The sequence below is a fragment of the Ruegeria sp. CDSB029 genome (assembly GCF_059611125.1).
Genome location: NZ_JBXWOX010000025.1, coordinates 23,358 through 47,928, shown reverse-complemented (window position 1 = coordinate 47,928; position 24,571 = coordinate 23,358). Strand labels below are relative to the sequence as shown.

At 55.8% G+C, this 24,571-nt stretch carries 24 protein-coding genes and 1 pseudogene; 7 read left to right on the top strand and 18 right to left on the bottom strand.

The window, feature by feature from the left end; all coding sequences use genetic code 11:
• Positions 1–294: 294 nt before the first annotated feature.
• Positions 295–495: a hypothetical protein gene (locus AC2FI8_RS21555; RefSeq protein WP_170591530.1), complete on the bottom strand. Its 201-nt coding sequence runs from the start codon at positions 493–495 to the stop codon at positions 295–297.
• A gap of 679 nt (positions 496–1,174) precedes the next feature.
• Here AC2FI8_RS21555 and AC2FI8_RS21550 point away from each other — a divergent pair.
• Positions 1,175–1,687 (top strand): class I SAM-dependent methyltransferase, encoded by a 513-nt coding sequence (locus tag AC2FI8_RS21550; protein ID WP_170510954.1) that lies wholly within the window; start codon positions 1,175–1,177, stop codon positions 1,685–1,687.
• Positions 1,688–1,756: 69 nt separating this feature from the next.
• Here the strand turns inward: AC2FI8_RS21550 and AC2FI8_RS21545 are convergent, their stop codons facing one another.
• The 8 genes from AC2FI8_RS21545 to AC2FI8_RS21510 form a co-directional block, all read right to left on the bottom strand.
• Positions 1,757–2,359 carry a class I SAM-dependent DNA methyltransferase gene (locus AC2FI8_RS21545; protein WP_496780909.1) on the bottom strand — a complete coding sequence of 201 codons (603 nt, stop codon included), beginning with the start codon at positions 2,357–2,359 and terminating at the stop codon, positions 1,757–1,759.
• Positions 2,360–2,604: 245 nt separating this feature from the next.
• Positions 2,605–3,141: a hypothetical protein gene (locus tag AC2FI8_RS21540; protein ID WP_496780908.1), complete on the bottom strand. Its 537-nt coding sequence runs from the start codon at positions 3,139–3,141 to the stop codon at positions 2,605–2,607.
• Between the two features lie 177 nt (positions 3,142–3,318).
• The gene (locus AC2FI8_RS21535; RefSeq protein WP_496780907.1) at positions 3,319–5,184 is read right to left on the bottom strand and encodes a ParB/RepB/Spo0J family partition protein; all 1,866 of its coding nucleotides are present in this window, start codon (positions 5,182–5,184) and stop codon (positions 3,319–3,321) included.
• A 221-nt stretch (positions 5,185–5,405) separates the two neighbouring features.
• Entirely contained in the window at positions 5,406–5,810 is a 405-nt protein-coding gene (locus AC2FI8_RS21530) for a DUF3768 domain-containing protein (RefSeq protein ID WP_496780906.1), read from the bottom strand.
• Positions 5,811–6,335: 525 nt separating this feature from the next.
• Positions 6,336–6,605 carry a WGR domain-containing protein gene (locus tag AC2FI8_RS21525; RefSeq protein ID WP_496780905.1) on the bottom strand — a complete coding sequence of 90 codons (270 nt, stop codon included), beginning with the start codon at positions 6,603–6,605 and terminating at the stop codon, positions 6,336–6,338.
• Between the two features lie 85 nt (positions 6,606–6,690).
• Positions 6,691–7,812 carry a hypothetical protein gene (locus tag AC2FI8_RS21520; RefSeq protein WP_496780904.1) on the bottom strand — a complete coding sequence of 374 codons (1,122 nt, stop codon included), beginning with the start codon at positions 7,810–7,812 and terminating at the stop codon, positions 6,691–6,693.
• A 281-nt stretch (positions 7,813–8,093) separates the two neighbouring features.
• The gene (locus tag AC2FI8_RS21515; RefSeq protein WP_496780903.1) at positions 8,094–8,444 is read right to left on the bottom strand and encodes a hypothetical protein; all 351 of its coding nucleotides are present in this window, start codon (positions 8,442–8,444) and stop codon (positions 8,094–8,096) included.
• Between the two features lie 300 nt (positions 8,445–8,744).
• Positions 8,745–9,161: a hypothetical protein gene (locus AC2FI8_RS21510; protein WP_170518746.1), complete on the bottom strand. Its 417-nt coding sequence runs from the start codon at positions 9,159–9,161 to the stop codon at positions 8,745–8,747.
• Positions 9,162–9,327: 166 nt separating this feature from the next.
• On the opposite strand from AC2FI8_RS21510, the gene AC2FI8_RS21505 reads away from it, so the two are divergent.
• A complete protein-coding gene (locus AC2FI8_RS21505) occupies positions 9,328–10,962 on the top strand; it encodes a winged helix-turn-helix domain-containing protein (RefSeq protein ID WP_496780902.1) in 1,635 nt (544 codons plus the stop codon).
• A 51-nt stretch (positions 10,963–11,013) separates the two neighbouring features.
• On the opposite strand, the gene AC2FI8_RS21500 is transcribed toward AC2FI8_RS21505, so the two are convergent.
• Together AC2FI8_RS21500 and AC2FI8_RS21495 are read right to left on the bottom strand one after the other, a co-directional pair.
• Positions 11,014–11,958 (bottom strand): hypothetical protein, encoded by a 945-nt coding sequence (locus AC2FI8_RS21500; RefSeq protein WP_496780901.1) that lies wholly within the window; start codon positions 11,956–11,958, stop codon positions 11,014–11,016.
• A 36-nt stretch (positions 11,959–11,994) separates the two neighbouring features.
• On the bottom strand, positions 11,995–12,678 hold the full coding sequence (locus tag AC2FI8_RS21495; protein ID WP_496707534.1) for an IS6 family transposase: 684 nt from the start codon (positions 12,676–12,678) through the stop codon (positions 11,995–11,997).
• Positions 12,679–12,770: 92 nt separating this feature from the next.
• On the opposite strand from AC2FI8_RS21495, the pseudogene AC2FI8_RS21490 reads away from it, so the two are divergent.
• The 4 genes and pseudogenes from AC2FI8_RS21490 to nhaA all read left to right on the top strand — a co-directional run.
• Positions 12,771–14,168: pseudogene (locus AC2FI8_RS21490) on the top strand (Tn3 family transposase); the annotation flags it as partial.
• A gap of 130 nt (positions 14,169–14,298) precedes the next feature.
• Complete coding sequence (locus tag AC2FI8_RS21485) at positions 14,299–14,850, top strand: recombinase family protein (protein WP_299665490.1); 552 nt, start codon at positions 14,299–14,301, stop codon at positions 14,848–14,850.
• A 60-nt stretch (positions 14,851–14,910) separates the two neighbouring features.
• Positions 14,911–15,267, top strand: coding sequence for a class I SAM-dependent methyltransferase (locus AC2FI8_RS21480; protein WP_299665493.1), 357 nt, complete (start codon positions 14,911–14,913; stop codon positions 15,265–15,267).
• A gap of 350 nt (positions 15,268–15,617) precedes the next feature.
• Complete coding sequence (gene nhaA, locus AC2FI8_RS21475) at positions 15,618–16,973, top strand: Na+/H+ antiporter NhaA (protein ID WP_282121140.1); 1,356 nt, start codon at positions 15,618–15,620, stop codon at positions 16,971–16,973.
• Here the strand turns inward: nhaA and AC2FI8_RS21470 are convergent.
• The 3 genes from AC2FI8_RS21470 to AC2FI8_RS21460 all read right to left on the bottom strand — a co-directional run bounded on the left by AC2FI8_RS21470 (position 16,970) and on the right by AC2FI8_RS21460 (position 20,493).
• Positions 16,970–18,742 (bottom strand): SLC13 family permease, encoded by a 1,773-nt coding sequence (locus AC2FI8_RS21470; protein WP_496707538.1) that lies wholly within the window; start codon positions 18,740–18,742, stop codon positions 16,970–16,972. The genes nhaA and AC2FI8_RS21470 overlap by 4 nt on opposite strands.
• Positions 18,743–18,990: 248 nt before the next feature.
• Positions 18,991–20,220 carry a fatty acid desaturase gene (locus AC2FI8_RS21465; RefSeq protein ID WP_496780900.1) on the bottom strand — a complete coding sequence of 410 codons (1,230 nt, stop codon included), beginning with the start codon at positions 20,218–20,220 and terminating at the stop codon, positions 18,991–18,993.
• A gap of 30 nt (positions 20,221–20,250) precedes the next feature.
• Entirely contained in the window at positions 20,251–20,493 is a 243-nt protein-coding gene (locus AC2FI8_RS21460) for a hypothetical protein (protein ID WP_282121138.1), read from the bottom strand.
• Positions 20,494–20,647: 154 nt separating this feature from the next.
• Between AC2FI8_RS21460 and AC2FI8_RS21455 the strand changes: the two genes are divergently transcribed.
• Positions 20,648–21,382: a Crp/Fnr family transcriptional regulator gene (locus tag AC2FI8_RS21455; protein WP_496707542.1), complete on the top strand. Its 735-nt coding sequence runs from the start codon at positions 20,648–20,650 to the stop codon at positions 21,380–21,382.
• Between the two features lie 78 nt (positions 21,383–21,460).
• Here the strand turns inward: AC2FI8_RS21455 and AC2FI8_RS21450 are convergent, their stop codons facing one another.
• The 4 genes from AC2FI8_RS21450 to AC2FI8_RS21435 form a co-directional block, all read right to left on the bottom strand.
• On the bottom strand, positions 21,461–21,649 hold the full coding sequence (locus AC2FI8_RS21450; RefSeq protein ID WP_113788272.1) for a hypothetical protein: 189 nt from the start codon (positions 21,647–21,649) through the stop codon (positions 21,461–21,463).
• A gap of 338 nt (positions 21,650–21,987) precedes the next feature.
• Entirely contained in the window at positions 21,988–22,125 is a 138-nt protein-coding gene (locus AC2FI8_RS21445; RefSeq protein WP_282121136.1) for a hypothetical protein, read from the bottom strand.
• Positions 22,126–22,290: 165 nt separating this feature from the next.
• Positions 22,291–23,409 carry an alanine/ornithine racemase family PLP-dependent enzyme gene (locus AC2FI8_RS21440; protein WP_282170941.1) on the bottom strand — a complete coding sequence of 373 codons (1,119 nt, stop codon included), beginning with the start codon at positions 23,407–23,409 and terminating at the stop codon, positions 22,291–22,293.
• On the bottom strand, positions 23,406–24,539 hold the full coding sequence (locus AC2FI8_RS21435) for an N-acetyltransferase DgcN family protein (RefSeq protein ID WP_233494631.1): 1,134 nt from the start codon (positions 24,537–24,539) through the stop codon (positions 23,406–23,408). The genes AC2FI8_RS21440 and AC2FI8_RS21435 overlap by 4 nt, the downstream gene beginning before the upstream one ends.
• Between the last annotated feature and the right edge of the window lie 32 nt (positions 24,540–24,571).

Here is a 24,571-nt window from a genome sequence, read left to right as displayed (position 1 = left end):
CAGGCGTGGGTGCCGGTGGACTGGCGCAGGGCAATCACGCAAAGCGTGGGCTGCCCCGAACAGCGCCCGTCACATACCGGCACGTTCAAGGTCAGTATGGCATTATTCGCGCGCCTCAGCGCGCTCTGTTTCCCGCCGCTCGCGCGGCGGGTGTAGCAGGGGTGCGAACTGCCGCGTTAAGGCAGGGCAGAGTCCCTGCCCGGTCTTTGGACCGCGCGCCACGCATGGCGCATATGTGCTCCGGCCTCTGGCCGGAGCAGAAGAAAGGGCGGCTTGCGCCGCCCTGCCCTCTCGTCATTCGGTGACGGGCTCGTCATCGGTGCGCTTCGGGAAGGCCACCATCTCAACGCCGGGGAACATGCTGTGCTTGACCTGGATCGAGGTGATGTTGCCTGTCTCATCGGTGTTGACGAAGAGAACCCCGCACCGATCCCAGAAAGTCTTGCCTTCTTTTTCACCTGTCTTGACGTTCAGTTTCAGAGTTTGAGTTGCCATTGGTAGATCCTCGCTATGACGTGTTTCGATGAACATGAGAAAAGCGGGCATCAAGGGGATGTCAGCAGGGAATTTGGTCCGCGCGGAATGCGCCGCAGGCGCAGGGGAATTTCCCTGTTTAAGCGCGGCGCCCATGTCGGGCCCCGCGCGTCTTCCCCGACTGCCCGCTTATGTTCATCCCTTCAGAAACACAGCAGCCGAGGATCTTCTAAGGCAAGGGGTTTGAACCTGTCAGACCAAGTGACAGGAAGGCAAGAACTCTGTGACCGCTGCGGGCGGAACGTCTGAGAAATGTGATGTCTTCGATGGCGGCAACATCACCTCGGTTCATCACAGGCGCAGTGCTCAATTCAAGGTGCGGGTGGCCTTTCTGGATCGGTGTGACCTTCGCAGCAAAGGAGGGAGGATCACCGGTGGCAAAAGTCGCGCTTTTCAACGGGCGGAGGCCAAAGACAGGACGGTCCGGCCCTGATCCGCGCTTGCGTGGATCAGGTTAACAGACGGACTCAATTTAGCGGGGCGGGTTGGGCAAAAGACGGCAGCAAACACTTGAGTTTGAGCCTCACAGCCCAAGAAGAACCGCCCGAACCTAGGCTTTCGACGCGGTCGAAAGGAACAGCCAACGATCACGAAATATTTCACTTAGCATTCAGCGGCCAAATCTACTATCCGCCGATTCATGGCTTACAATTACGACAAACTCTATGGTGAACAACCAAACGCACTTGGCGAACCCACACAGGTATTCGTCGACTTTTTTGATCAGTTTGATCAAACCGGCGCGCGTGTTCTCGACATTGGCTGCGGTCAAGGCAGAGACGCGCTGTTCATCGCCCGGCTTGGTCACCATGTCGTTGGCGTGGATATTTCTCCAAACGGCATCCAGCAACTGATCAGCGCGGCCAAATCAGAAAAACTTGTGGTGGAGGGCACTGTGGCTGACGTCACCGCATACGTGCCAAAAGGCAAATTTGATGTGGTTTTGATAGACCGAACCTTACATATGCTCTCCGAGGCATTGCAGAAGACCGTATTGGAACGGTTGCTCAATCATGTCGAAGATGGCGGCTGGCTTCTGATCGCTGACGAGGCATCCAACATCAAAGGGTTCAAAGACGTAATCCAGTCTCACCAATCAAACTGGAGTACGGAGCTTTCCCAAAAGGGATACTTGTTCATCCGAAAATCTTGAGCGCACCCGGATTTACAACAATGGCTGGCTAATTGGACGCAATGCTTGTTCACGCATCCAAACACAAGATCATTCCGTATTTCGAACCCCTGCTCCTATCAGAACAGGCATGACCTGCTCCTCAGATTTGAACTCGAAAATCCGTTCGACCCGAATTGAACCAAGCGTTGCCGCCTCCAGCGCGGCCTTCATTTGATTCGGCGTCAACCCAAATCCGTCATCATCTGACGCATGCCAATCCCACTGAACGAAATGTCCCCCCTTGTTGAGCAAACCCGCCAGCACCGCCACAGCGCCACTGTAGTCTGGGAGAAAGGCGCACACGGAAGACGCGCAGATCAAATCGAAATCTGAAAACCCGTTCTCGAGCCCCGAAACATCTCCAGCCAGAATATCTCCATGAACTGCTCTAACATTGTGCAGCTGCTTTTCCTGCAGGACGGCAATCATATTCTCCGAGGTATCAACTGCGACAACTTCCTCCACAAAAGGCGCAATTTTTTCCGCCAGCAATCCGGTGCCACATCCAAAGTCGAGCACGCGCTTTGATCGCCAGTTCTTCCCGCGAATATCCAAGTGCTCGTCCAGCGTGGTGAAAGCGCGACTCGCGTAGCGTCTGACGTCGTCATTGTCGTCCCAACCATCGGCATAGTCGTTCCAGTCATCGGTCATGTTGCTTGTGTTTCCTTGATGGTTTGCACCGGCTCCAACACATGTGCGCTGGGGCAGACGCATCGATACGAACGCGCGACATTGGCTAGGTTGGCGAGAACAGTCAACATGGATTTGGAACGGCATGTGGAGGGAATAGAGGCGACCTCGGCAAGCCTCTGCCGACGTCTAGCACACAAGAAAGAGGCCCACCGAAGCGGGCCACAAGTTTAACCGAAGGAAAGTCTCGAGGTATTGAAGTCAGGCTAACGCTTGCGCGCACGATCAACAACACCATCGGCTGTGATCGTGGCAATGCGATCCTCGGTGCGCCGGGTCATTTCCACGCCGTCTCCTGTCATATGCGCCTCAGCAAACTCGGTGAACTTGAAGATGCTGCCATCCGCTTCCACATGGGTTTCATCTTCCGCCGAGCGGCGTTTCACCGAACCGTCATGCCGGATTTCAATGATCGTGTTATCGGCCATCCGGACCGTCACGGAATGCTCATCCACGGCCACGCCCTGCCACCACATATCTGCATCGCGGCGTACAACAATGCGGTTTGGGTGCAGCTTGATCTGAACATCGTGTGCGGTTTCCGGATCAGCGGCTTTGACAACAACAATCGCTTCCTGCGCGCTGGGGTCGTTATGGATCGACGCGCTGCCGTTCTTGGGCGGCCAAAGCTTTGGCTGTTCGCGCGGCTTGCCCTTTTGATCCGTATGGAACCCAACAAACATCTGCGCGGATTTCCAGACGCGGCGGGCCGCTTTCTCGGGCTTGTTTGATGAGGTGTCCATGGGTCTTTCCAAATCCAGTTTTGCGAAGTGGTTGCTTTCAAAAATGAGCCGGGTGGCCGACCTCTGATAGCTATGCTCGACGGGGTGTTCGCGCAATGCCACTTTGAGTTTTCATCACTGAGGCTGACACAGCTAGGGGTTGATAGACAGGGCGCAATGCGCCCTGCCCTGCCGGGATCAGAAGCAATCCGGCACCCAAGCGTCGATCCGGGCTTTCTGTGCCTCGGTCACACCAAGTGCCGCCTGATGTTCTTTGTCATTGAACAGCTTGTGCATCGCTTCGTTCTTCGCGCCTTTCTTGGATTTCGCAAAGGCTTTGAACATGTCGGTGTCACCATTCAGGTCCAGCAGGTCTTTGTAGAGATCATCCAGTTGCCAACCTTTCAACCGTTTGAAGCAATTCTCGGCCGACGGGGTCCAGATCGCGCGCATGTCTGCTCCAATCTCAGCTTCGATCTCTGCCATGAACTCCGGGCGCTGGGTCAGGAACCGCCGGGCCAGAAAACCTGTGATCTCCCCGTTGCGGGTCTTCTTGCCCAATTCGCGAAACGCGTTGAACGCCTCCACGCTGCCTTGCGCGGCCATCTCTTGGAACTGTTCATGGGCTGCCTCTGCCGCCTCACCCCGTTCTCCGCCGAGACGTGGGTCAAGGATGAACTGGTCGTCGATCTCGGGCGTGTTCCGCTCGGCACCACCATAGCCAAACCCAAACAGGGTGCTGGTCAGACCGGAGGCCGGGGTTGCGGAGAAGGCAAACAGGCTCAGCACATAATCCGGCTTGTCCAGCAGGGCCGTTTGAACCGCCGCCAGCCGGATCGCCACCATATCGTCGATAAACTTCTGCGAATAGGCTGGTTTTGGTGCCTCCTTGATCTCTGGTTTTTTGACCGGGGCCAGAACACCGGCCTCAATGGCGGCTTGCACATGTTCTGCCGCGACATAGGCTGATGATGTTTTGATTTCGCCACTGTTGCCGACATAGACAAACACACCGGACAGTTTGCGCTGATCGTCGGAATAATACGGCGCGGCATAGTCCTCGAGCGCGGCCAGCTCCTTTTCGCCATCCGCGTCCAGAGCTTCACCCTCATAGAGCTCGGCAAGTGCGTCATACCGCTCGGCCTGTATTTCGGTGAACTCTCGACTCACCATCTCCAGACGGTGCATGCCTTCGCTTCCCGAAAATCCATACGGAATGTAGCTGTCTTCGTGGGTCTCCACCCAGTCCCAGCCTTCCGCTTCGCGCAGTTTCGCTGCTTCTGCCGCCAGTTTCTCAGCAAACAGATGATCCAATAGCACGCCGTCATTGAACAGGGTTTGATCGGCAAAGAGATCAGCGGTGACCGTGCCGCCTGCTTCTACATAGGCCTCCTGCCCCACAAACACGGCCTTGCGGTTGGTGCTGCTGACAGCTTCCGACGTCAGGGCCTGTTTCACATCATGCTCACTAAACCACCTGCATTCCTTGGCCTGTTCCAGCACGTCCAGAATTTTCTCTTCCTCGGTGCTGACGGTCATGGCCTTGGCCAGTCCCATGCTGATCTCACCAGCTTTGAGCGCGTCCAATACGGCGGCGGGCAGATCGGCAAGCGCGAGGCGGCGGCGCACATGGGCTTCGGTCACGCCAAACGCATTGCTGATCTTGGCAACAGACAGGGATTTCTCGGCCATCTTGCCATAGGCGCGGACCTCGTCCACCGGGTCCAGTTCTTCGCGGGCCGTGTTTTCCGCATTGGCCCATTGTTCGGCCACAAAGGGATTGTCGGTGACCTTCACGGGAACCTGTGCCAGATCGACCCGTTCGGTCACGGCGATATTCAGAGCCCGCAGGCGGCGGCCACCGGCAACAATGGCGACTTTGCCATCTGCATCCCGCAGGCCACTGAGGTTCTGGATCAGTCCGCACATGACCAGACTGTCGGCCAGCAGGGCGATGCTTTCCTCCGTGACCTCCTGTCGTGGGTTCAGATCAGACAGGTAGAGATTGGACAGTGCGACGGTTTCGATGGTTTCCGGTGCGGTGAATGTTTCGACTTTGCTCATGGGGCAAATCCTTGTTTGAGTGTTTCGCTTCGTGTTAAGGGTGCCCTACCCCTTCCGGGGTAGAGCGGGGCCGCTTACGCAGCTGCGTGTTGTTTCAAGAAGGCGAGGCCGATCTTGGCGGAGAGACCTCCCTTCTTGACCAGCTCAACGGCTTCGCGCCGTCGTTGCTGCAAGGTTTCCTGACTTATTTTCATCACCCCCTTTCCGAGCTGCGGTGGAAATCAGTATTCGCTAGGGCACATGATGGTCAGGACACGGCGGGTCACTGTGGGATCAAACGGGCGGTCGCAGCCGTATGTGTAATCCGCGTCATAGAGGTCGATTTTCCAGAACAGCTTCTGGCCGCTGACCGTCACCGTTCCGAACGTGTGATCGCCATAAGGGTCATTGCCTTCATCAAACTGGTCATCCATTGCCACCGCCTTCAAAGCCGCGGTCTGGAACCCCATCCCTTCGCCTGACACACCGGGCGTGACAAAAACCTGTCCCTGAATGCCCTTGGAGTGCATCTCAATCGCTGCGTTCGGATCGATCAGGGCTGTCCGAAACAGGTCATTCTGGGCAGCGATTTCCGTCGCCTGAAGGCTGGTGTCACTCTCGATGTCATTTGTTGCTTCAATGTCCAAAACCGTCTCTCCTTTTGTGGTGCGACCTCCGGGGCTGGTCCCCTTTGGTGCTGGTTTTGAGCCGAGCCCTGAAAGGGCGTCGTCTCTAAAACCTGCCCCGTGGCGAACGCGGAGAGGGGCGAGACAGGACAAATCGACAAGAGTGGTGCGGCCCGCAGCGCCCCGCGCGAGGACACGGTCTTGTCTATTTGTCTTGTCCGAGGGGGGAGGCCGCGCCTTCCCCCTGACATCGGGTGGCGTTTGGCTTGTCCAAATCCCGCCTGACCAACAAAAGAAGCCAAAGGATCTTTGATCCTGCGGGAGCGCAAAAGGGATCTAATCCCGAATGGGCAGATCACCGCGGCATGGACCGACCATGACCCAAAGCCCCTGCCCCAGCTCGAATGAGACGGGTCAGGGGCTACTGCGTCAGGGAGATCATGCTGGGGTGTTCTGGGTGGAAGCCGATATGTCGGCTGGAACCTCGAGCCCGGTCACGAGACGACAGGCTCGGGATTTGTCAGGGAAACAGTGTACAGCCCGAAGTCACTCACCGACCGGGACGTACCCTCGACGGCGCTTTTGCTTTTCGAGGTTATGGAGTGCATCAGCAGCCTCGACTTCGTCATCATAAGTTACCATCATGGCTTGTCCGTTTGTGCCGATACGTCCCCAAGTACGAAGAACGGAAACTTCGCCAAAAAGCGTCGGCTGCAACTCTATTCCATAGAACCGCGCCATGTTGACGTCCGGGTCCACATGGATCAGGTGGACAGGTTTGGTTGCCGTCAGTTCCATGACGCGATTGTCGGTCAATTTGGCTCGTCTGTCCAATGACTTTGCAAAACGAGGTGACCGGGATCTCACACCCAGTCACCCAACTGACGTCAGGTCGTCGGCATCAGCGCTTTATCACACCGTGTTCCTCATAAGCGTTCAACAGCATTTCCACATACTCGGCGGTATTTGCCGTCATTCCGCCTAAATCAGGCCAGGCGAATGGTTCCGAGAACAAGGAAATCTCCTGTTCGACCTCGAGCCCGAGCTTCGTGGCAACCGCCCGCGCAGAAGTCGGCTCCTTGTCCTCAGGCCAAAGCAATTCGTCAAAGGTGATCCAAACAACCTCTCCGTCGATCAGACTTATTTGTGCGCGAATAGCGCCAAGCCGTTCGTTGACTGTAGTCGCGTCCTCAAGCAATGCGCAGCGAACCAGAGTTGCAACGGTTTCCTCATCCAAACGCAGTGTAAGCCGCGGTTCCACAATCCTTATTTCCGGATTCTGCCTTTGCGCCACATCTGGAGTCTGAACTGGCTCCCCAGGAAACTGGTCATCAAATGGTACCGGATGGATATTCAATGGGTGAGTGCCACAGTTGGGACAATGCCAGTAGTTTTCAGCCGCTTGCGAGCCCGTGATCTGTGCATCGCAACTGTGACAAAACCATGTTGCGGCGTCGCCACGCCCCAAAGGATGCCGTGCTACGCCATCAAGATCTGCTTTTGTTGATCTTCGAGGCCAATCAACCGCCATCTGTGCGCGCACTCTATTGCTGCGCGCCTGAGCGATCTCAAGAAGTTGGGCAAGAAAGTTCGGATCATTTACCGGGCTTGTTTCTGAATAGCGCTCGTCAATTTCAACAATAGGCGCTTCAAGCGGAGCCTCAGGAATCCGTAAATCCCAACCCTTTCCTGAAGCTACAACATCACCAAGACTGTCTCCAATCTGGTACCAATGACCGCAAAGCTCCCCCTCTTCAAATGCTGGTTCGAAGGAGAATAGGGTATCATTGTTGGTGGCATCACCGTTTGCCTTTGCACCAGCATCGCATACAAACGCTTCAGCTTGCTTGAGATCGTCTTCGGTTGGCTGCCATTCAGCTTTCACAGCATCAGTCAGTGCTTTCCAGTGAGCAAAACCGAGCTGTACTGCGATAGCGTTCAGAGCTTCGTTGTGGGCCATAGTGGTCGCTCGCGCGTACCGCTTCCCCAACACTTTTAACTTCTTCATGTAATAATCTGACATGTGTCATCTCCTTTTGGATCTGACTAGGTGCCCGCTACTAATCTTTCCGCGCAGTAGACGCGGAGGCGCTAATATTATGCTGAAACGCTGCTTAGCTTTGCATGGCGGGCACACCGGCCTGCGTGAAGGCCAATCACTGGGTATGACTTCTATAGCGTATCGTCAAGCACCTTAAATGGTCGTTCAACAAATTCGAAATTGGCCACAAGATTGGCTCGGTTGTCGATCCGCTCGGCGTCGATTTAGTCAACAAAACCCTCTGTGTAGTACCAATTCAATAGCTAGAGCATGTGGGATCCAGGCGCGACGACATAGAACTCAGGAATTTTGACTGTACTTACGTATTCAAGGACTTCACGCGTTGGGATAACGAGAGTTGATTGGCCCTTGGGGGCATAGCAGTTCTTCCCAGATTTCGCATACCAAGCAGTTCCTCCCCAACCGCCGCTATGCTCGGTATAAAGGCGCCCTGCACTCGGCTTGGTACCGGTGACTTGAGCAACCTTCAAATCCAATAACCCACCTTGAGTGCTGCGGATTACAACCTGATCGCCTTCGTTGACGGATCTCAAATACTGTTCGATCTCGTGCTTGGTCTGTGTGCTAGAAGGATCGACTTTGGGTGTTTTCATAAGGAAATCTCTTCTGGAAAAGAACTTTGGTTGGTCAGGCTATCGAAGACGATTTCTGTCGGCTGAGCTTCACAGTTCCAATACGGCAATCTTGGTGACCAGTTCAACCAGCAACAGGCCCTCATTAGACTCATTCGGCCCAAAGCTGACACCAGAAGTGTTCGACCTATGGCAATCTATTTCCGTTCAATTCAGACATTCACCGTGCATGGAGAACAGGGCCGCTGTATTCCTGCCTGCCATTTCTCCTCAGCCAGAAAAACGGCAGGTCCAATGTCAGAACCAGAATGAAACCGAAACTCAGAGACCGGTAGACGGTTCAAAGCTGTGCAGCTCGAAAGTTCTCTTTCCATCGGCGCTGAACTTCTGGATTGAGTCCCCGACACGCAGCACTGTCATGCAGCGATAGCGCCCCTTGTCAGCAGCCATGGAAACGCAAACCTTATCTGTATCGGTGATGGCAAATGCACCAGCACCATTCCATCCACCGTTCGTAAGCTCTCCACTCACGATATTGTTCGGGTCATAGAAAAAACGGAATCTCTTCTCGCCTGACGTGGCTGCGACAGTGTTTCCGATCAGCAGCTCTGCGATCTGATCGGCATTTAGGCGCTCGGCGCCCTTATCCAACGCCGCCTCAAGATCCGTTTCAGCGAATGCAGTGCTTCCCGTCAGAGCGACTGCGGCCGCCACGCAAAGTGTTCTTAATAGTGCCATATCCAATCTCCTTATTGCATTGGGTAATGCTGCGGAGCGCTAACCCCCGAAAACGCTACACCCGAAGAACGCGCCGGGCTTGATCGGAATCTGATTTTTTCTGACATTCCTCTGACAATCCGCAAACTTCGTTGAGCCAAGGACATGGCGGAGTGTAGGTTTCAGTATGTACCGTTTTTTAGAGTTCCAACTTGATCCGACACAGGGATTGAACCGCTGTGGCGAACGGGTTGCTCTGGAACCTCAGGCCCTGCAATTGCTGGAATTTCTCGTCAGAAACAGAGACAGGATTGTTAGCAAGCAAGAGATTATTGATGAGATTTGGGGCGGCTCCGCGATCACGGATGCCGCGCTGAACACGCGCATTCGGTCCGTACGCAAGGCCTTGGGCGACACTGCGGCAAGTTCTGGCTACATCAAGACCTTTCCAAAGCGCGGGTTCCAATTTGTGGCTCCGGTTGCATCGGATGACCCGCCTGAGCGCATTACCCAAGCGCACAAACGTGGCGTTCTTGTTGCGGGTGGTCTCTTAGCTTTGGCAATCGCGTTGCTGTCGCTCTCCATATTTGCCGACCGGCAGCGATTGCCGGACACCGGGAAACCCTCTTTGGCCGTTGTGCAATTTGACAATATCGGGGACGAAAGAACGGGTCAGTATTTCGTCGATGGTCTCACCGACGACCTGATCGCGCATTTGTCGCGCAACCGGGAACTGTTCGTTGTGTCCAGCGCAACGATGTTCTCTTACGCGAAGGATCAGGCAACCCCGATCGAAATAGCTCGCGACCTCGGGGTTGGCTATGTTGTCCGCGGCAGCGTCCGCCGCGCCGATGGTCAGATGCGCATCAGCGGAGAACTTATTGATGTCGACAGCGCCGAAACCATCTGGGCCGAGGTATTTGATCGTCAGGTAACGGATGTCTTTGATGTTCAAGACGAGATCAGCCGGGCCATCGCCGGCCAGTTGTTGCCTGAGATATATCAGTCCGGCGAAGTACGGTTGCAGGAAAAGCCGACCAAAGACATGGGTGCATGGGATCTGTATTTGCGCGGCCGGGCGCGGCAGGCAGTATTTTCACAAGAGGCCCAGCAGGACGCGGTGACTTTTGCACAGTCCGCCATCGCAGCCGATCCGGAATTCGCGGCAGCACACAGCCTATCGGCCCGCGCGCTAGGAACGATATTCTTCTTTCAGTGGTCGGATGCCCCTCAGGACACGTTGATTGCCGCGACTGAGGCCGCCAAGCGAGCAATTGAACTGGACGATCAGGACGCGCAAGCACATGCGGCCCTTGGCTATATCTACCGCTTTACCGGAAAGGCCGATCCAGCCATCGCAAATCTCGAACGCGCTGTCGTCCTCAACCCCAATGATGCGCGTATACGGCTGGAATTGGCGCATACCTATGACTGGTTCCGCATGCAGGACCTCGCCCTGCCCGAGATAGAGATGGCAATCAGGCTAAGTCCACGCGATCCGATGTTGCAAAACATGTACTTCTACCAGGGTCACATCCTTTTTCACCTGGAGCGCTACGAAGAGGCGTTGGACGCTGCCCGGCAGTTGGGCACGGTGGCAACAAGCAATACTTGGCGGCTGTTTCATCACTTGTTGAGCGCGGCCACTCTTGCCGAGATGGGTAGGGAAGACGATGCCCAAGAGGCCGTCAAAGATGCGCTTGAGATCAACCCCAAACTGTCAATCTCAGCGATGCGGAGGCAATTTGCAGGATCGAAGAACCACCCCGAAAACCGACGGATCTGGCTGGCAAGCCTGCAAAGAGCGGGCGTGCCCGAATAAGAACCGGTGCCAGACTTAGCACCACACTATGCCTTACCGCCCCCCTGTCAGTTAATCTGCACTATCCTGAAGCGGTGCAAACCGTCCCTCGGGCATGTCCACTGCCCTGTATGCTTCCACGAAAGGCAGTATGTGTTCATCCGGGCGTGCAAAGCGCCGATACATCCAGACAATGTCAGCAATTTTTATCCCCGGACGAATTTTGTTCAGCCTGTCCCGCGCGGAAATGGCGGCCTCGTGCGGACCCAGTTCAGCCAGAATTGCAACCTCGATGGACACCGACCACCAAATATCCGGCTGTGCCCCCTTGCGATAGGTGCTCAGCGCCGTTTCATAATCTCCGTTCAGGAAATGATACTCGGCGAGCGCCTGATACCAGTTCGGGTCTGATGCATTTGGGTCCAACGCAATTGCATTTTCAACAAGAGCAGCGCCCAATTCCAGACGCCCGGACCAAATGAACTCATAGCCGATCTGCCCTTGCAAATAGCGGTCTGTCCCCAATGCCAGCGCCGTTTCGGCCGACGAGAAGAATCCGTCAAGATCGCGCTGAATCTGAAGTACAAGCGCCAAAAGGAAGTGAGCGCGCGCAGAATACGGGTTCAGAGACACTGCGTTCCGCGCCGCCTCTTCCGCACGTTGGATTTTCTCATCCTGCGTCCCTGGATACAGCCCGGTAAAAAGCTTCACATCCGTCAGCAGTGCCTCGGCCAATTGCGCCCACCCGCGCCAATACTCAGGTTCGTCTTCGACAACCCGCAGGATGCAGCCGCGGACGCGCTCTTGCATATCTCGTCGGTTCAGAAAACCAACCCGCAGCAGGGAACATTCATAAGACGAGAGATGTTCCGGAGGTTTCGCACGCGCATGACCTGCGTGAATGCGCTTGATCGCCCCGCCCGCGTCACCCACAGCCGAGGCTACTTTTTCGGTAATGGTCAGCTGAACGTCCAGAATATTTGTAGTCGTGAGGCTTTCGGGATGTGTCGCAAACATTTGGAGCGGCCAAAGTCAGCGACTTACTGGACACACCTATCCTACGATCTCGGCGAATAGCTGGAAGCCAGACGTCGTATTGCTGGGGAATTGCCGCTTCCGGATCATGTTGGCGACCTCTATGCCGTCCAAAGTAGCTGATGCGGAACTGAACGATTTGAACCCACACATGTGCCGTACGCGACGCTTGATAAATCGATGATCTTGTTCGATCAGGTTATTCAGATACTTGGACCTGACCGTTTGGATTTTGGCTAGGCAGCCGAACCGCTTCAGGATCCTGTTCACCTCTCGAATGCCTGCCGCATTAGCACCGCTTTTGTCGATGACGATCTTGCTCGGGATTCCATTTGACGACAGCGCTTTGGCAAAGAAACTGGCTGCTGCTGGACGGTTCCTGCGCTCGGACAGCATGAAATCAAGAGTATTCCCAGCTTTATCGACGGCCCGATAGAGGTACATCCATTTGCCGCGAACACGAATATAGGTCTCATCCATGCGCCATGAACTCAGCGTTTGACGCTTCTTTGATTGCGCACGAGCTGCGACGATCGGCGAGTATTTCACAACCCACCTATTCAATGTGGCATGGTCCACTCGCACACCGCGCTCAGCCATGATCGCTTCCAAATCCCGATAGGACACAGTGTACCGCAGATAGAAGTAAACAGCGTACAAAACTGCATCCTTGGGGAAATGACAGCCCTTCAATGAGATCATGCTCAAACAACCTGTTAAAAAAACTATTCGACGAGAACAAACGTTGGAACCTGCGGGCTCGTCAATCCAGACAAAAAGTTTGCGACACATCCCAGTTGGAGTATGAGTTGCGCCAACTCAACGCCTCGCTGCCCAGCAATGACAAGGCGCGCCTGCGCTGGTCTGGCGACAACCGCATTAGCATTACACCTTTCACCCCGGCACCAGAACCAAAAGGATTGATCGGCCTTAAATCAGAGATTAGTCGACGGTGGCCCATGACCGGGCTGCTGGATGCGCTGAAGGAAACCGCGCTGGACACAGGCTTTCTGGGAGCATTTGAAACGTCGGCCAGCCGGGAAGCACTGCCGCGTAATATTCGGGATCAACGCCTGCTGCTTTGCCTCTACGGCCTGGGCACCAATGCCGGTTTGAAACGTGTAGCTGCTGGCACGCCGGAAATCAGCTATGATGAGCTGTTGCATATCCGTCGCCGCTACGTCGATCCCGCGTCTCTTCGGGCAGCGGCGGCCAAGGTTGCAGATGCCACGTTGGCGGTTCGCAATCCGTCAGTTTGGGGCAATGCGGGAACCGCCTGCGCGGCGGATTCCACCAAGTTCGGAGCCTGGGATCGCAATCTGATGACCGAATGGCACGCACGCTATGGCGGGCGCGGTGTCATGATCTATTGGCATGTAGAACGGCAGGCAACTTGTATTTATTCCCAGCTGAAACGCTGCTCATCATCCGAAGTGGCCGCGATGATCGAAGGGGTTCTGCGCCATTGCACCGACATGGAGATCCAGCGCCAGTATGTTGATAGCCACGGCCAAAGTGCCATCGGCTTCGCCTTCTGTCATCTTCTTGGATTCGAACTGGCCCCGCGTCTGAAGGCCATCGCCCGACAAAAGCTGGCCTTACCGAATTCCGCAATGCGGGGACAACTGCCCAACCTGCTACCGATCCTGTCCGGCACTGTTGACTGGGCCGAGATCGAAAGACAGTACGACGAAATGGTCAAATACGCTTCGGCCATGCAGCACGGCACGGCCGATCCGGAAGCCATCCTGCGTCGTTTCGCCCGCGCTGATGTGATGCATCCAACTTATAAGGCTCTCGCTGAGCTCGGGCGAGCGATCAAGACCATCTTTCTATGTCGTTATCTTCGATCCGAGGATTTCCGCCGCGAGATTCATGAAGGGCTGAATGTGGTGGAGAACTGGAACAGCGCCAATGGTTTCGTGTTCTTTGGCAAAGGCGGCGAGATTTCCAGCAACCGGATTGCCGATCAGGAAATCTCCGCCCATGCTTTGCATCTGCTTCAGGCATCCCTTGTCTATGTAAACACGCGCATGGTGCAATCCGTGTTGTCAGAACCGGGATGGGCAACCCGCCTGTCTGAGCGGGATTACCACGGTCTCACGCCACTGATCTATTCCCACATCAATCCCTATGGCCGGTTCGATGTTGACCTACACAAGCGGATCGACTTCGGAGCAATGGCCGCCTGATCCGTGCGTCACAAAAGGGTACACCCGCAGGAGACAGGGTGATGTGGCACGCCAAGATGTCACAAATGAGTAGTCAACAGCATATTGTTACATTATCAGAGTGGGAACCACCCTAATGTGACAATTTGCTATGCCCAAGATTGGATATGCTCGCGTCAGCTCATCAAGCCAGGATCTTGATATCCAGAAAGCCACGCTGAGAGCAGCAGGCTGTGAGATCGTTCGATCCGAAACAGTCTCTGGTGCTTCCCGTGATGACCGTTCTGAATTGGCTACAGTGATAGAATTTCTGCGCGAAGGGGATGAGCTGGTTGTGCATCGCCTAGATCGCCTCGGTCGTTCCACGCGTGACGTGCTGAACTTGGTATATGAGCTGGACGCCAAGGGCGCATCACTTCGTGTTCTTGAACCGGACGTAACCACCGCCGGAGATATGGGTCGCATGGTCATCACCGTTCTCGGTATGGTCGCCGATATGGAGCTGAAGTTTATCCGCGACCGTCAGCGTGCTGGGATCGACACCGCCAAAGGTAAAGGTGTCTACAAGGGGCGGCGGAAATCCGTAGATGATGAGGAAATCCGGCGATTGGCGAGCGAGGGCACCGCAAAAGCCCAGATCGCGCGTGAACTAGGGATTTCAAGAATGACCGTATACCGGGCGCTTGCTGATACAGACGTCTGAACCAGCCCTTCGCGTTTCGCGCGGTGGAAGTCTTCGGATCGAAGATACCGGCCAAGGAAGTTGGATTTGACGCAAGAGTTATACGATGCGGCAAACGAGATTTCGGAAGGGGTCAACTTGAGCGACAAAACCGTGTTCCTTCAGGGTGATTCAACAGACCTTTCTTTTCCCGACAGCCATTTCGATGGTGCGGTTCCAGTTCACGTCGCTATGAACGTCCCGGAAAAGGCTACGGTCTATGCCGAGGCGCGACGTTTTCTCAAATCCGGCGCAAGGTTTAGAATTTATGACATTTTGCAGGGAGAAGGCGGTGAGTTTTGTATCCGGCACCTTAGGCTTCAGAACCTTCGATCAGTCATCTCGCGACACCCGAGGAAATGTCCACGCATCTATTGGCCGCTGGTTTCAAAATTCTGAGTGAAGCGGACTGAACTTTGGAAAGTCACAGCTGGCTCAAGGAAAGAGCCGAAGCACCGAAGTCTGACAAACGACTTCTGGTGACGATCCAGCTATTGTTCGGAGCCGTTCGCGGGGAAATGACAAAGAACCAACTCCGGGGCTTCATGAATGCCGGATGCTAACCTGTTCCTTAATTTGTGAAGCCTAATCAACCGTTTCCGCATTGTCTGTTTCTCAGAAACTGAAAAACCTGCTGGTGAATATCCTGCGTGGATGGCTCCTGCATAGCCAGACATTGATCCACGTGGTCATTGCGTCCACGCTTCAATGGCGTAGTCTCTTTTCACCCGAATTGGCGTAGTTGTCCCATGATAGACAATCATCAAAGCCTGCCCCAAGAGCCCGCCGATAGAATAACAAAACCCTTCGCACGCTTCCTAGAGATCCAAGCGGCCGCGAGTGGGCTCCTGTTCCTGGCTGTTCTGCTGGCTTTGGCGCTGGCAAACTCGCCTTGGCAAGAAGGCTTCCTGGGCTTCTGGAAGACCCCTATTGGCCTGACATTCGGTTCGTTCGATTTCACCCGCTCGCTGCGACACTGGATCAACGACGGGCTGATGACCCTCTTCTTTTTCGTGCTTTCTCTGGAGCTCAAGCGCGAGATCGTACTGGGCGAATTGCAAAACCCGCGACAGGCCGCCCTGCCGTTCGCGGGCGCTTTGGGCGGCATGGTGGTGCCGGTCGCGCTCTATCATTTGTTGATGTCCGGGCAGCCCGGGGCGCACGGCTGGGGAACCGTGATGGCAACCGATACGGCGTTCGTGATTGGGTGCCTGGCGCTTTTCGGAAGGCGGATCCCGTCCACCTTGCGTCTGTTCCTTCTTTCTCTGGCCATTTTTGACGATATCGGCGCAATTCTCGTAGTCGCCTTCGGTTACGGGGAAGCGTTGAACTGGTCGGCGCTCGGTTTGGGTCTGCTGGGAATTGGTATCGTCGCAGGCGCCTCGCGCGTCGGGATCAGAAGTGTCCCGGTTTATTTTCTGCTCGGTGCGGCAGTCTGGCTATGCATCGACGCCTCCGGCGTTCACGCGACCATCGCAGGGGTCATTCTGGGCCTTATGACGCCGACGCGCATATGGGTAAGCGATGCCCGGCTGCATGCAATCCTTGGGCGCCTACGCGCCGTTCCGGCCGGCTATCGGCAGCAGGGAGGTACCGCAACCCGCCATAACCTGCGTCAAGCAAGCAGAGCGGTCACGGAGGCACTCTCGCCAGTCGAACGGCTCGAGACAATGCTGCACCCTTGGGTCGGCTTTGCAATCATGCCGATCTTCGCGCTGGCAAATGCCGGCATCACGGTTCAGGGTGCCGATTTCGAACAACCGGTCTCCTTAGCGATAATTGTCGGCCTGGTGTTAGGAAAACCGATCGGCGTCTTCGGGTTCAGCTGGCTAGCTGTCCGATTGGGCCTGGCAGTGTTAGCGCCGGGCCTGTCGGGGCCGTTAATTCTGGCCGGCTCGTTTCTAACTGGTATCGGTTTCACGATGTCGCTGTTCATAGCGGGTTTGGCCTTCGATCCGGCGACGCTGAATGCCGCAAAGCTTGGAATTCTCTCAGGATCAGCTATTGCCGCAACGGTCGGGATCCTCATGCTGCTCCTGCTGACAATTCATGCAGCGCGCGCAAAATGCGCTACAAGTACCGCAGATCAAGACCGGATACCCTAGAATGGGAAGAATACCGGGATCACCCCGACCACGGCTGCGCCGACGATAAGATTCATCGGAACGCCGATCCTGAGGAAGTCGGAAAACCTGTAGTTCCCTGCGCCATATACCAATGTGTTGGTCTGATAGCCGACCGGAGTGGCGAAACTTGCACTTGCGCCAAACATCACAGCGACGACGAACGGCTTTGCGTCGACACCGAGTTGTTCCGCAACACCGATCGCGAGAGGTGTAACGACGACGGCAACGGCGTTGTTGGTAACCGCCTCGGTGAGCGCCGAAGACAGTATGTAGATCGCAGCGAGCGTAACAATTAGGGGCAACTCTACGAGAGTCGGCACCAATGTCTCCACGATCAGGTTGACAGCTCCTGCATTCTGCATACCGCTTCCGACGATTAGCATGGAAAAGATCAGCACAAGGACGCTGGCGTCGATGGACGCCCAGGCTTCGCCGCTGTCGATGCACCGGAGCACGAGGATGGCAGCGACCGCGACAAGGGCAAGCACGCTGATCTCGGCGAACCCGGCTGCGGCGAGCGCCACAACCGCGAAAAGCGCGAACAGAGCTAGCGGCGCTTTCCCGCGGCGGAAGGCGCGCCCCCCGGCATCTGTGATCGCGGCAAGATCGCCCGCCTCGGTCATTCGGGCAAAGCCTTCAGGCGTTCCTTCCAAAAGCAGTGTATCGGCGGGGCGCAAAAGCGCCGTCGACAGGTCGGGTCCAAGCACTTCCCCATGTCGGTGGGCGCCAAGAACACGCATGCCGTATCGGTGCCCCATGGCAAGCTGGGCAATGCGCACTCCGCGGCTTCGGCGTGAAAGCGTCACGATAGCTTCGGCGACGATCAGCTCCGAGGTGTTTTCGGCCTCTGGCCCCTGGCGCAACCCGACTTCGATCCCTTCAAGTTTCCTGAGGGTGAGCAGTTCTGATGTCGCAACCTTGGCAATGATCCTGTCGCCCGGTTCGAGTATGTGTTCACTCAATCCCTCTCTCTTGACTCCAGACCGCGCACGGATGCCGACGATTTCAACACCTCTTCGGCTGAGGGCGGCGATTTCATGAATCGTTCGACCAATATTCGGGTAGTCCTCTTGCGGGCGTACCTCGGTCAAAAAAGTCGCTTTATCGTCGCCGCCCTGTTCCGCAATATCCTTTCGGTCCGGCAGTAGGACAGGTCCAAGCAGGAGGAGCGCCACACCGCCTGTGGCCGCGGCCACCAGACCGACCGGTGTGATCTCGAAAATTGAAAACGGTTCCAAGCCAGACGCCTGGGAAACGCCGTCCACCAGAAGGTTGGTCGACGTGCCGATCAGAGTACACGTCCCGCCCAGGACGGACATGTAGGATAGCGGAATCAACAGGCGTGTCGCGGCAAAGCCCAGGCTCTGCGCCAAACGAATGGCCACCGGTATGAGGACGATGACGACCGGCGTGTTGTTAATCAGACCCGAGGCGACTAGCGTCGCGATGAGAAACGCCGCTATACCGGCGACCGGGCGCTTGCTCCCTGCGGCGACAACCTTGTTCGCAAGTGCGTCGAGAAACCCGGTTCGGACCAGCGCGCCGCTGATTACGAACATCGCGGCGATCGTTATGGGTGCAGGGTTCGAAAACACTGCCAGAACTTCATTCGTGGGGACAAACCCCAATACGACAAACAGCGCGGCGGCCCCCGCAGCGGTTACGTCCGGTTCGAAGCGCTCGGAAAGAAATGCTGCGAACAGAAGGATGACAATTGCGAGCGCAAGATAGGGTTCATAGTCGGCCATGAGCTCAATCTGTCCGCCCTCCTTCATTCATACCTTTGCCGCTGACGATATGCCGGTCGCAGCATCCACCTTCCTGAATAGAGCGACAACTGAATAATCAGCCCAATTGTCCCGACAATACTGGCTCAGAAAGAAACCCTACTGACGCAGATGTGGCCGTCCGTGGAGCAACAAATGTCCTATTGAGGTGCTCCCAGTTTCCTATCCAACGCACCAATTCACTGACCAGTGGCAATATTACGCAAGGCTCAGGTGGGAAGTGCCCGGGCCTCTGCAAACGACAGCAATCTGCGGCTTTTCTCATCCCAAAGGTGCAGTCGCGCGCAGCGGAAGCTTTCCCAAAGCGTAATGCGTCTGGTCTGTGCCAGGACGTCGTGATCCTTGACCACGTCGTGTAAACGGTAAAACGGGATGCGGCTGGCCAGGTGATGCACATGGTGGACTCCGATGTTCCCGGTGATCCAGCGCAGGATGCCGGGCAGAGCGTAGTGCGAACTGCCGTGAAGGGACGCGTCCCGGATGTTCCAGTCTTCCTCGTGCCGCCAGCTGGTTTCCTCAAACTGATGCTGCACGTAGAAAAACCACATGCCGGCTATTGCGGCCAGAAGCATCGTCGGCAGGAAGACGAACAGCATTACCTCCCAACCGCCCAGCAAGACAATCACTGTCAGAGTGAGGCCTATGGCAACATTTGTCGCCATCGCACTCAACCAGTAGCGCCAGCCGGACCGCATCAGGTGTACTGGCAGCCGGTTGTGCAGGAAGAACGTGTAGAACGGCACCACCCCGAACAGGAAAACCGGATGGCGTAACAGGCGGTAAAGCGTACGATCGGGCCATCCCTTCCCGAGGTACTCCCTGACTGTCAGCACCGGCAGGTCTCCGATGCCCCGCCGGTCCAGGTTTCCGCTCGTGGCGTGGTGGATCGCGTGGGTCTTGCGCCAGACGTCGTAGGGTGTCAGCGTGATAACGCCGATCACGCGACCGATCCAATCGCACAGACGCCGGTCGCGGAACAGGGAACCATGCCCGCAGTCGTGCTGGATTATGAACAGCCGGAGCAGGAAGGCTGCATTCGCCAACGCGAGAGCCAGTGCCAACGCGGTGCTGATCGAGAGCACCCACCAGGCAACCGCCCATATTGCCACGAAAGGCGCGAGCGTGACCGTCAGTTCGAAAATACTGCGAGAGGGGATTGGCTGCCGGTACTTCATCAGGGTTCGTGTCCAGTCTGATGCGGTCAGCCGCGCCTCTTCCTGTCTTGGACCGGTTACACCGGAGGGGTATCCCGCGCTGGGTGCCCCGCCCGTGACGGGCAAGGGTCCTGGCTGGACCCGCGCTTGCCGCGCGGTCGAGGCAGATCCGGCAGTCTGCATGTCGGTTTGGATGCTACCGTCTTGGTGGCCCATGCTACCCGGCATGTCCTGCTGGTCGGGCTGTTGGCCCCGTGCGTTATTCGAGTTGGACGAAAACGGCATGGGCGATATCTATCTCGCTGAAATTATGTGTCATCCCGGCGGCCTCCGAACGGAGTTCCCGCTAGCAATGATCCGGTTGATGAGAACCGCCACGGACCGATGCGCCTCTATCTCTCCATCAGTTACAGCCGCGGTTTCATGCGTCTTTGCAGCATCGCGAAGGATACCCATGATCTCACGTTCTGCGAGAAGCTTGTGATCGTTCATCGCCAGCAGCATCGACTCGCAGATTGCGAGGGCCGCCATTCCCGAGAAGTCCTGTTCGCTACGCATTTTGTGACTTCCTTCCAGGTAACGGTTAAAGTAACGCGCGACCGGGCGGCCTCGCTTATCACAAGCATCTTCGCAGAAAAAAGGCTATGTTGGGCTAACCGAAAGCAGTCTCTGCACGATTGCGCCTGGAGCTTTTCCGGCTTGTGAGGCCCCGATGACGGATATCTTTGAAAGCCCGCTGACACGGAAGCTGCAAGTCTTCGTCGCCTTGTCTGACGATGAATTGGACGTTTTGAAGCGTTTGCATCTGCGCCGCCGTTCCTTCACCGCGGGGCGTGATCTTGTGCATCAGGGGCAGTCGGATCAGGCCGCTTACATTCTGGCCGCTGGTTGGGTGTGTTCCTACAAGCTTCAGCCGGATGGAACCCGACAGATCGTAGACTTCCAGATACCAGGGGATTTTCTTGGATTGCGCAGCGTCCTTCTGCGCACCTCCGACCACAGTTTCGAACCGGTCACGGACATTCAGGCGGTGGAGGTTCTGGGGGGCGACCTTCTGGAAGCATTCGAGAAAACGCCTCGCCTGGCGGCAGCCGTTCTCTGGGCAGCATCACGGGACGAAGCCATGGTCGTCGAACACCTCGTTGGGGTTGGCCGACGCGCCGCAGATTCGCGCATGGCGCATTTCTTCTTGGAACTGGCGGAACGGCTGAGGTTGGTCGGAATGGGGAGCAAGAAAGGATTCGCTTGCCCTTTGACGCAGTACCATCTTGCTGATGCACTCGGCTTAAGCGCCATCCATGTGAACCGTGTTTTGAGGCAGCTTCGCGAAAAACGGCTGCTGACCTTTCAGGACGGCCGCGTGACGTTCGACGACTATGACGGATTGGTGGCCATTTCAGGTTTCGATACGGCGTATCTGGATCAGACCGGCTCACTTTTGAAATGAAGGAGGCCGCCCTTCGCTAAACTTGGGCGGCCTGATTTTCTTCTAAGACGAGATAAGTCAGTAATAAGACGAGATAAGTCAGATAATCTCTTCTGCAGCCGCGTTGAGTTCCCTGTCCGTCTCGTCGTAGTTATTCGCCTCGTGCGCTTTCTCGGCAGCCTGGTAGTGTTCCAGCGCCCGATCCTTTCTGGGACCGGCAGGTGCTTTGTCACAAGCTGCTTTGACCGAGGTCATCTTCTCGGTGACATTGGTTTGTTCAGGCGTCATTAGAATGTCCTTTCCTGGACATTCCGAGAATAGGAAACGCTGGGCAATGCGGCTCGTTTCAAGAACCGCACGCTTCACGCGCTTCTATTTTGCTCGGAAATGAGTGCCGCCGGAGATTCGGCAGGCACGAAGCCATGTACTCATCTTCTCCGCCCCGCAATACTGACGCAGGTTAGCTTGGGATAAAGCCACACCGCGTGGGTAATGATCTGAGGGGGAAATCGGTGACGCTTGTAGCTGATGGATGTTGAATTCATCAATGTCACCTACGTCCAAATCATATCATCGGCAACCGAACGACGGTTAACGTGACGACACCGTTCAGACCTACCGGATTTTCATAATTTCTTGGGGTCAGACTTGACCTGTTCCGGGCCGATGAAGGCAGGTTTGAGTTTGGGTTCGACTTCTGAGTCTTCAGCAGCCTTCGAATTCAGCAACGCTGCCGCTCTGATCGTCAGATCCTTGAAAGACACGCTTTTTCCTTTGATTGCCAACAAGTATTTCGAACTCGCGATGGAACATAAAATTCACTTGTGGCTAGTGCACATATAGGTGTTGGAGACCCGATTTACTATGGGCTACCAAGAGATCGGTTCCTCTATCGTGATTTGATGCTGCCTCAATTTGAGCTCATCGGCCTATATCACCGTTGGATGCACACGATCCGGTTCTATCACAGCTCCGTTCCAAGTTGTTTCACTGACAAAGACCTTTTCGACATCGGTCGCGTTCATCGCCCTCATGAGCGCACCGTAGTTCAACTGACACCTGATTTCGGCCCCAACCTGCAAAGCGCATTTGGAGGTTTCAGTGACAGTGTGATCACTCGTCGCGCCGACAAATGTGATGTCCGTAGGAAAGCTCAGCCCGCCAACATTCGTGTCCTGCAGCCCGACAGCAAGAACCGAACGGGACTTGCTGGAACTATCCTGCACAAGACGCAACGCCAAAAGAGCCGGATCAATCAGACGCAAGGGAAAGGGCCTTGTCTTGAACTTTGTTTCGATCACCTCGACCACAAGAGTGAACGCATCTGTATGAAGCCCATCTATCTGCTCGCCGGAAACGGGATCGGTGCCCAACAGGATCGCCTCGCCCAGGCGCAGTTCGTTGATACGCCCCTTTGTCGGTAGATCCAAAGCCCAAGGTAAATTGGCGGAACTGCCTCCTGATACGGTCTCAAGAAATGGGCCGCAAGCGCCCTCGATTTCGTATGCGAGCGTCGTTACGACATCCATTGCATCAGCGTTTGGAGCAATGTTGCCCAGGCAGGCGAAGTTGGCACCAATACCTTTGAGAGCTACGCCAGGCATCTTCATCACCAATGTCGCGATACGCTCAAGATCTTCTGGCATTATCCCATCGCGCATATCTCCCATCTCAATCATCAAGATAACGCCATGCACCTCGCCATTGCGTAGCGCGACTGCGGAAAGTTCCGCGATAACGTCAATCTCTGTATTGTAACTGGTTTCACAGGTCTCGATGATTTGATCGATTTCGCTCAGCAAAGGAGAGCGGATCATGGATATTGGGCAGATGATGCCGGCGCAACGCATGCGCTTTACGTTCGCGACCCGGGCATCGGCCAACTGGGAAACGCCGCTTTCTAGCATGGCATGGGCGACGGCTGGGTCACCGCAAACAGCCTTTGTCACGCCTGTCACACTGATCCCGTGCGAAGCAAGACGGTCCACCAGAAAGCGCGTATTCTGGCGGATCTTGCACAAGTCGATTTCGATCCGCGGCGTCGTCATTCGGCAACCACACGCGGCAATGGCCGCAACTGGGGATAGGCAGAAAGAACCAACTCTGCCAAGTGCGCCGCTGGTCGGAGCAGAGCGTCAGTCACTGGGAGACAGAAGTTGCGTGAAAAGCCCCTGATGGCTGTTTCCACCTCGGTGTTCGTCATTCCTTCATGATTGAGCGTGACACCAATCACTTTCGTTTTGGCGAAAGCTTCGATAAGTTTTATCTCGAGGCGCGGATCGGGCATCGGCATGTTGGGAAAATCGCAACGGTGGGTCCGTTTGGGGGCGTGTTGCAGAATGACGGCGTGTGGCTGGCTACCGCGAAGAATGAATGCTGATGTGCAGAAAGCCGGATGGCTGAGCGCGCCTTGGCCTTCAATTAGGATGACATCTGGTTGTTCCTTTTCGGATGCCGCAACAATGACACGCTCAAGCTCGCCACAGCAGAACTGAGGCGGCACTGCATCCAAGGCAATACCATACTTGGCTCCCTGCATCACGCCGGTCTGACCGGTTCCGACCAAAACCGTCTTGATCCCCCGTTCATTCAGGGCATTCGCCAGCAAAGTTGCCGTGGTCCGCTTTCCGATTGCGCAATCAGTGCCCAACACAGCGATACGGATCGCTTCAACATCTGCAACGCAGCCGTCAAACAGACGCATGTTCTTGCTAGGTTGCGGCTTCCGAATGTCCCGAATGGTAACACATCCAAACTGGGCGGCTGAGCCAATTTCGAGATCGTCGCCGAGATATTCGTGTAGCCCACTGACGATATTCATGCCTGACGAAATCGCGTCCAGAACAACGCCTCTGTCTGCCGTGGACAATGTACCACTGGACGGTGCCATTCCATAGATCAGAGTGTCTGGGGCTACCGCTTCGTGAGCGATGGCCGCGCTAAGATCGCCATGCACTGGAATGCCGTTGTCGATACCATCGAGAACCTCGCCGCTGTCACGCCCTTCTAGAGTGCTGTCAATTACTGACAGAACACGAAAGACCTGCGAAAACCGGACTAGACCGTTTGCAGTCTTGCCGTCAGTCTTGCCGAAATTCCCTTCACAATAGACGGTGGCGGTTGGAGCGTCATAAGAGATTATCTTAGGAGGGTTATCTGGACAAATTGAGAGTTCCATCGGCGGCGCCTGTGCTGCTCTTGCGACCGGTC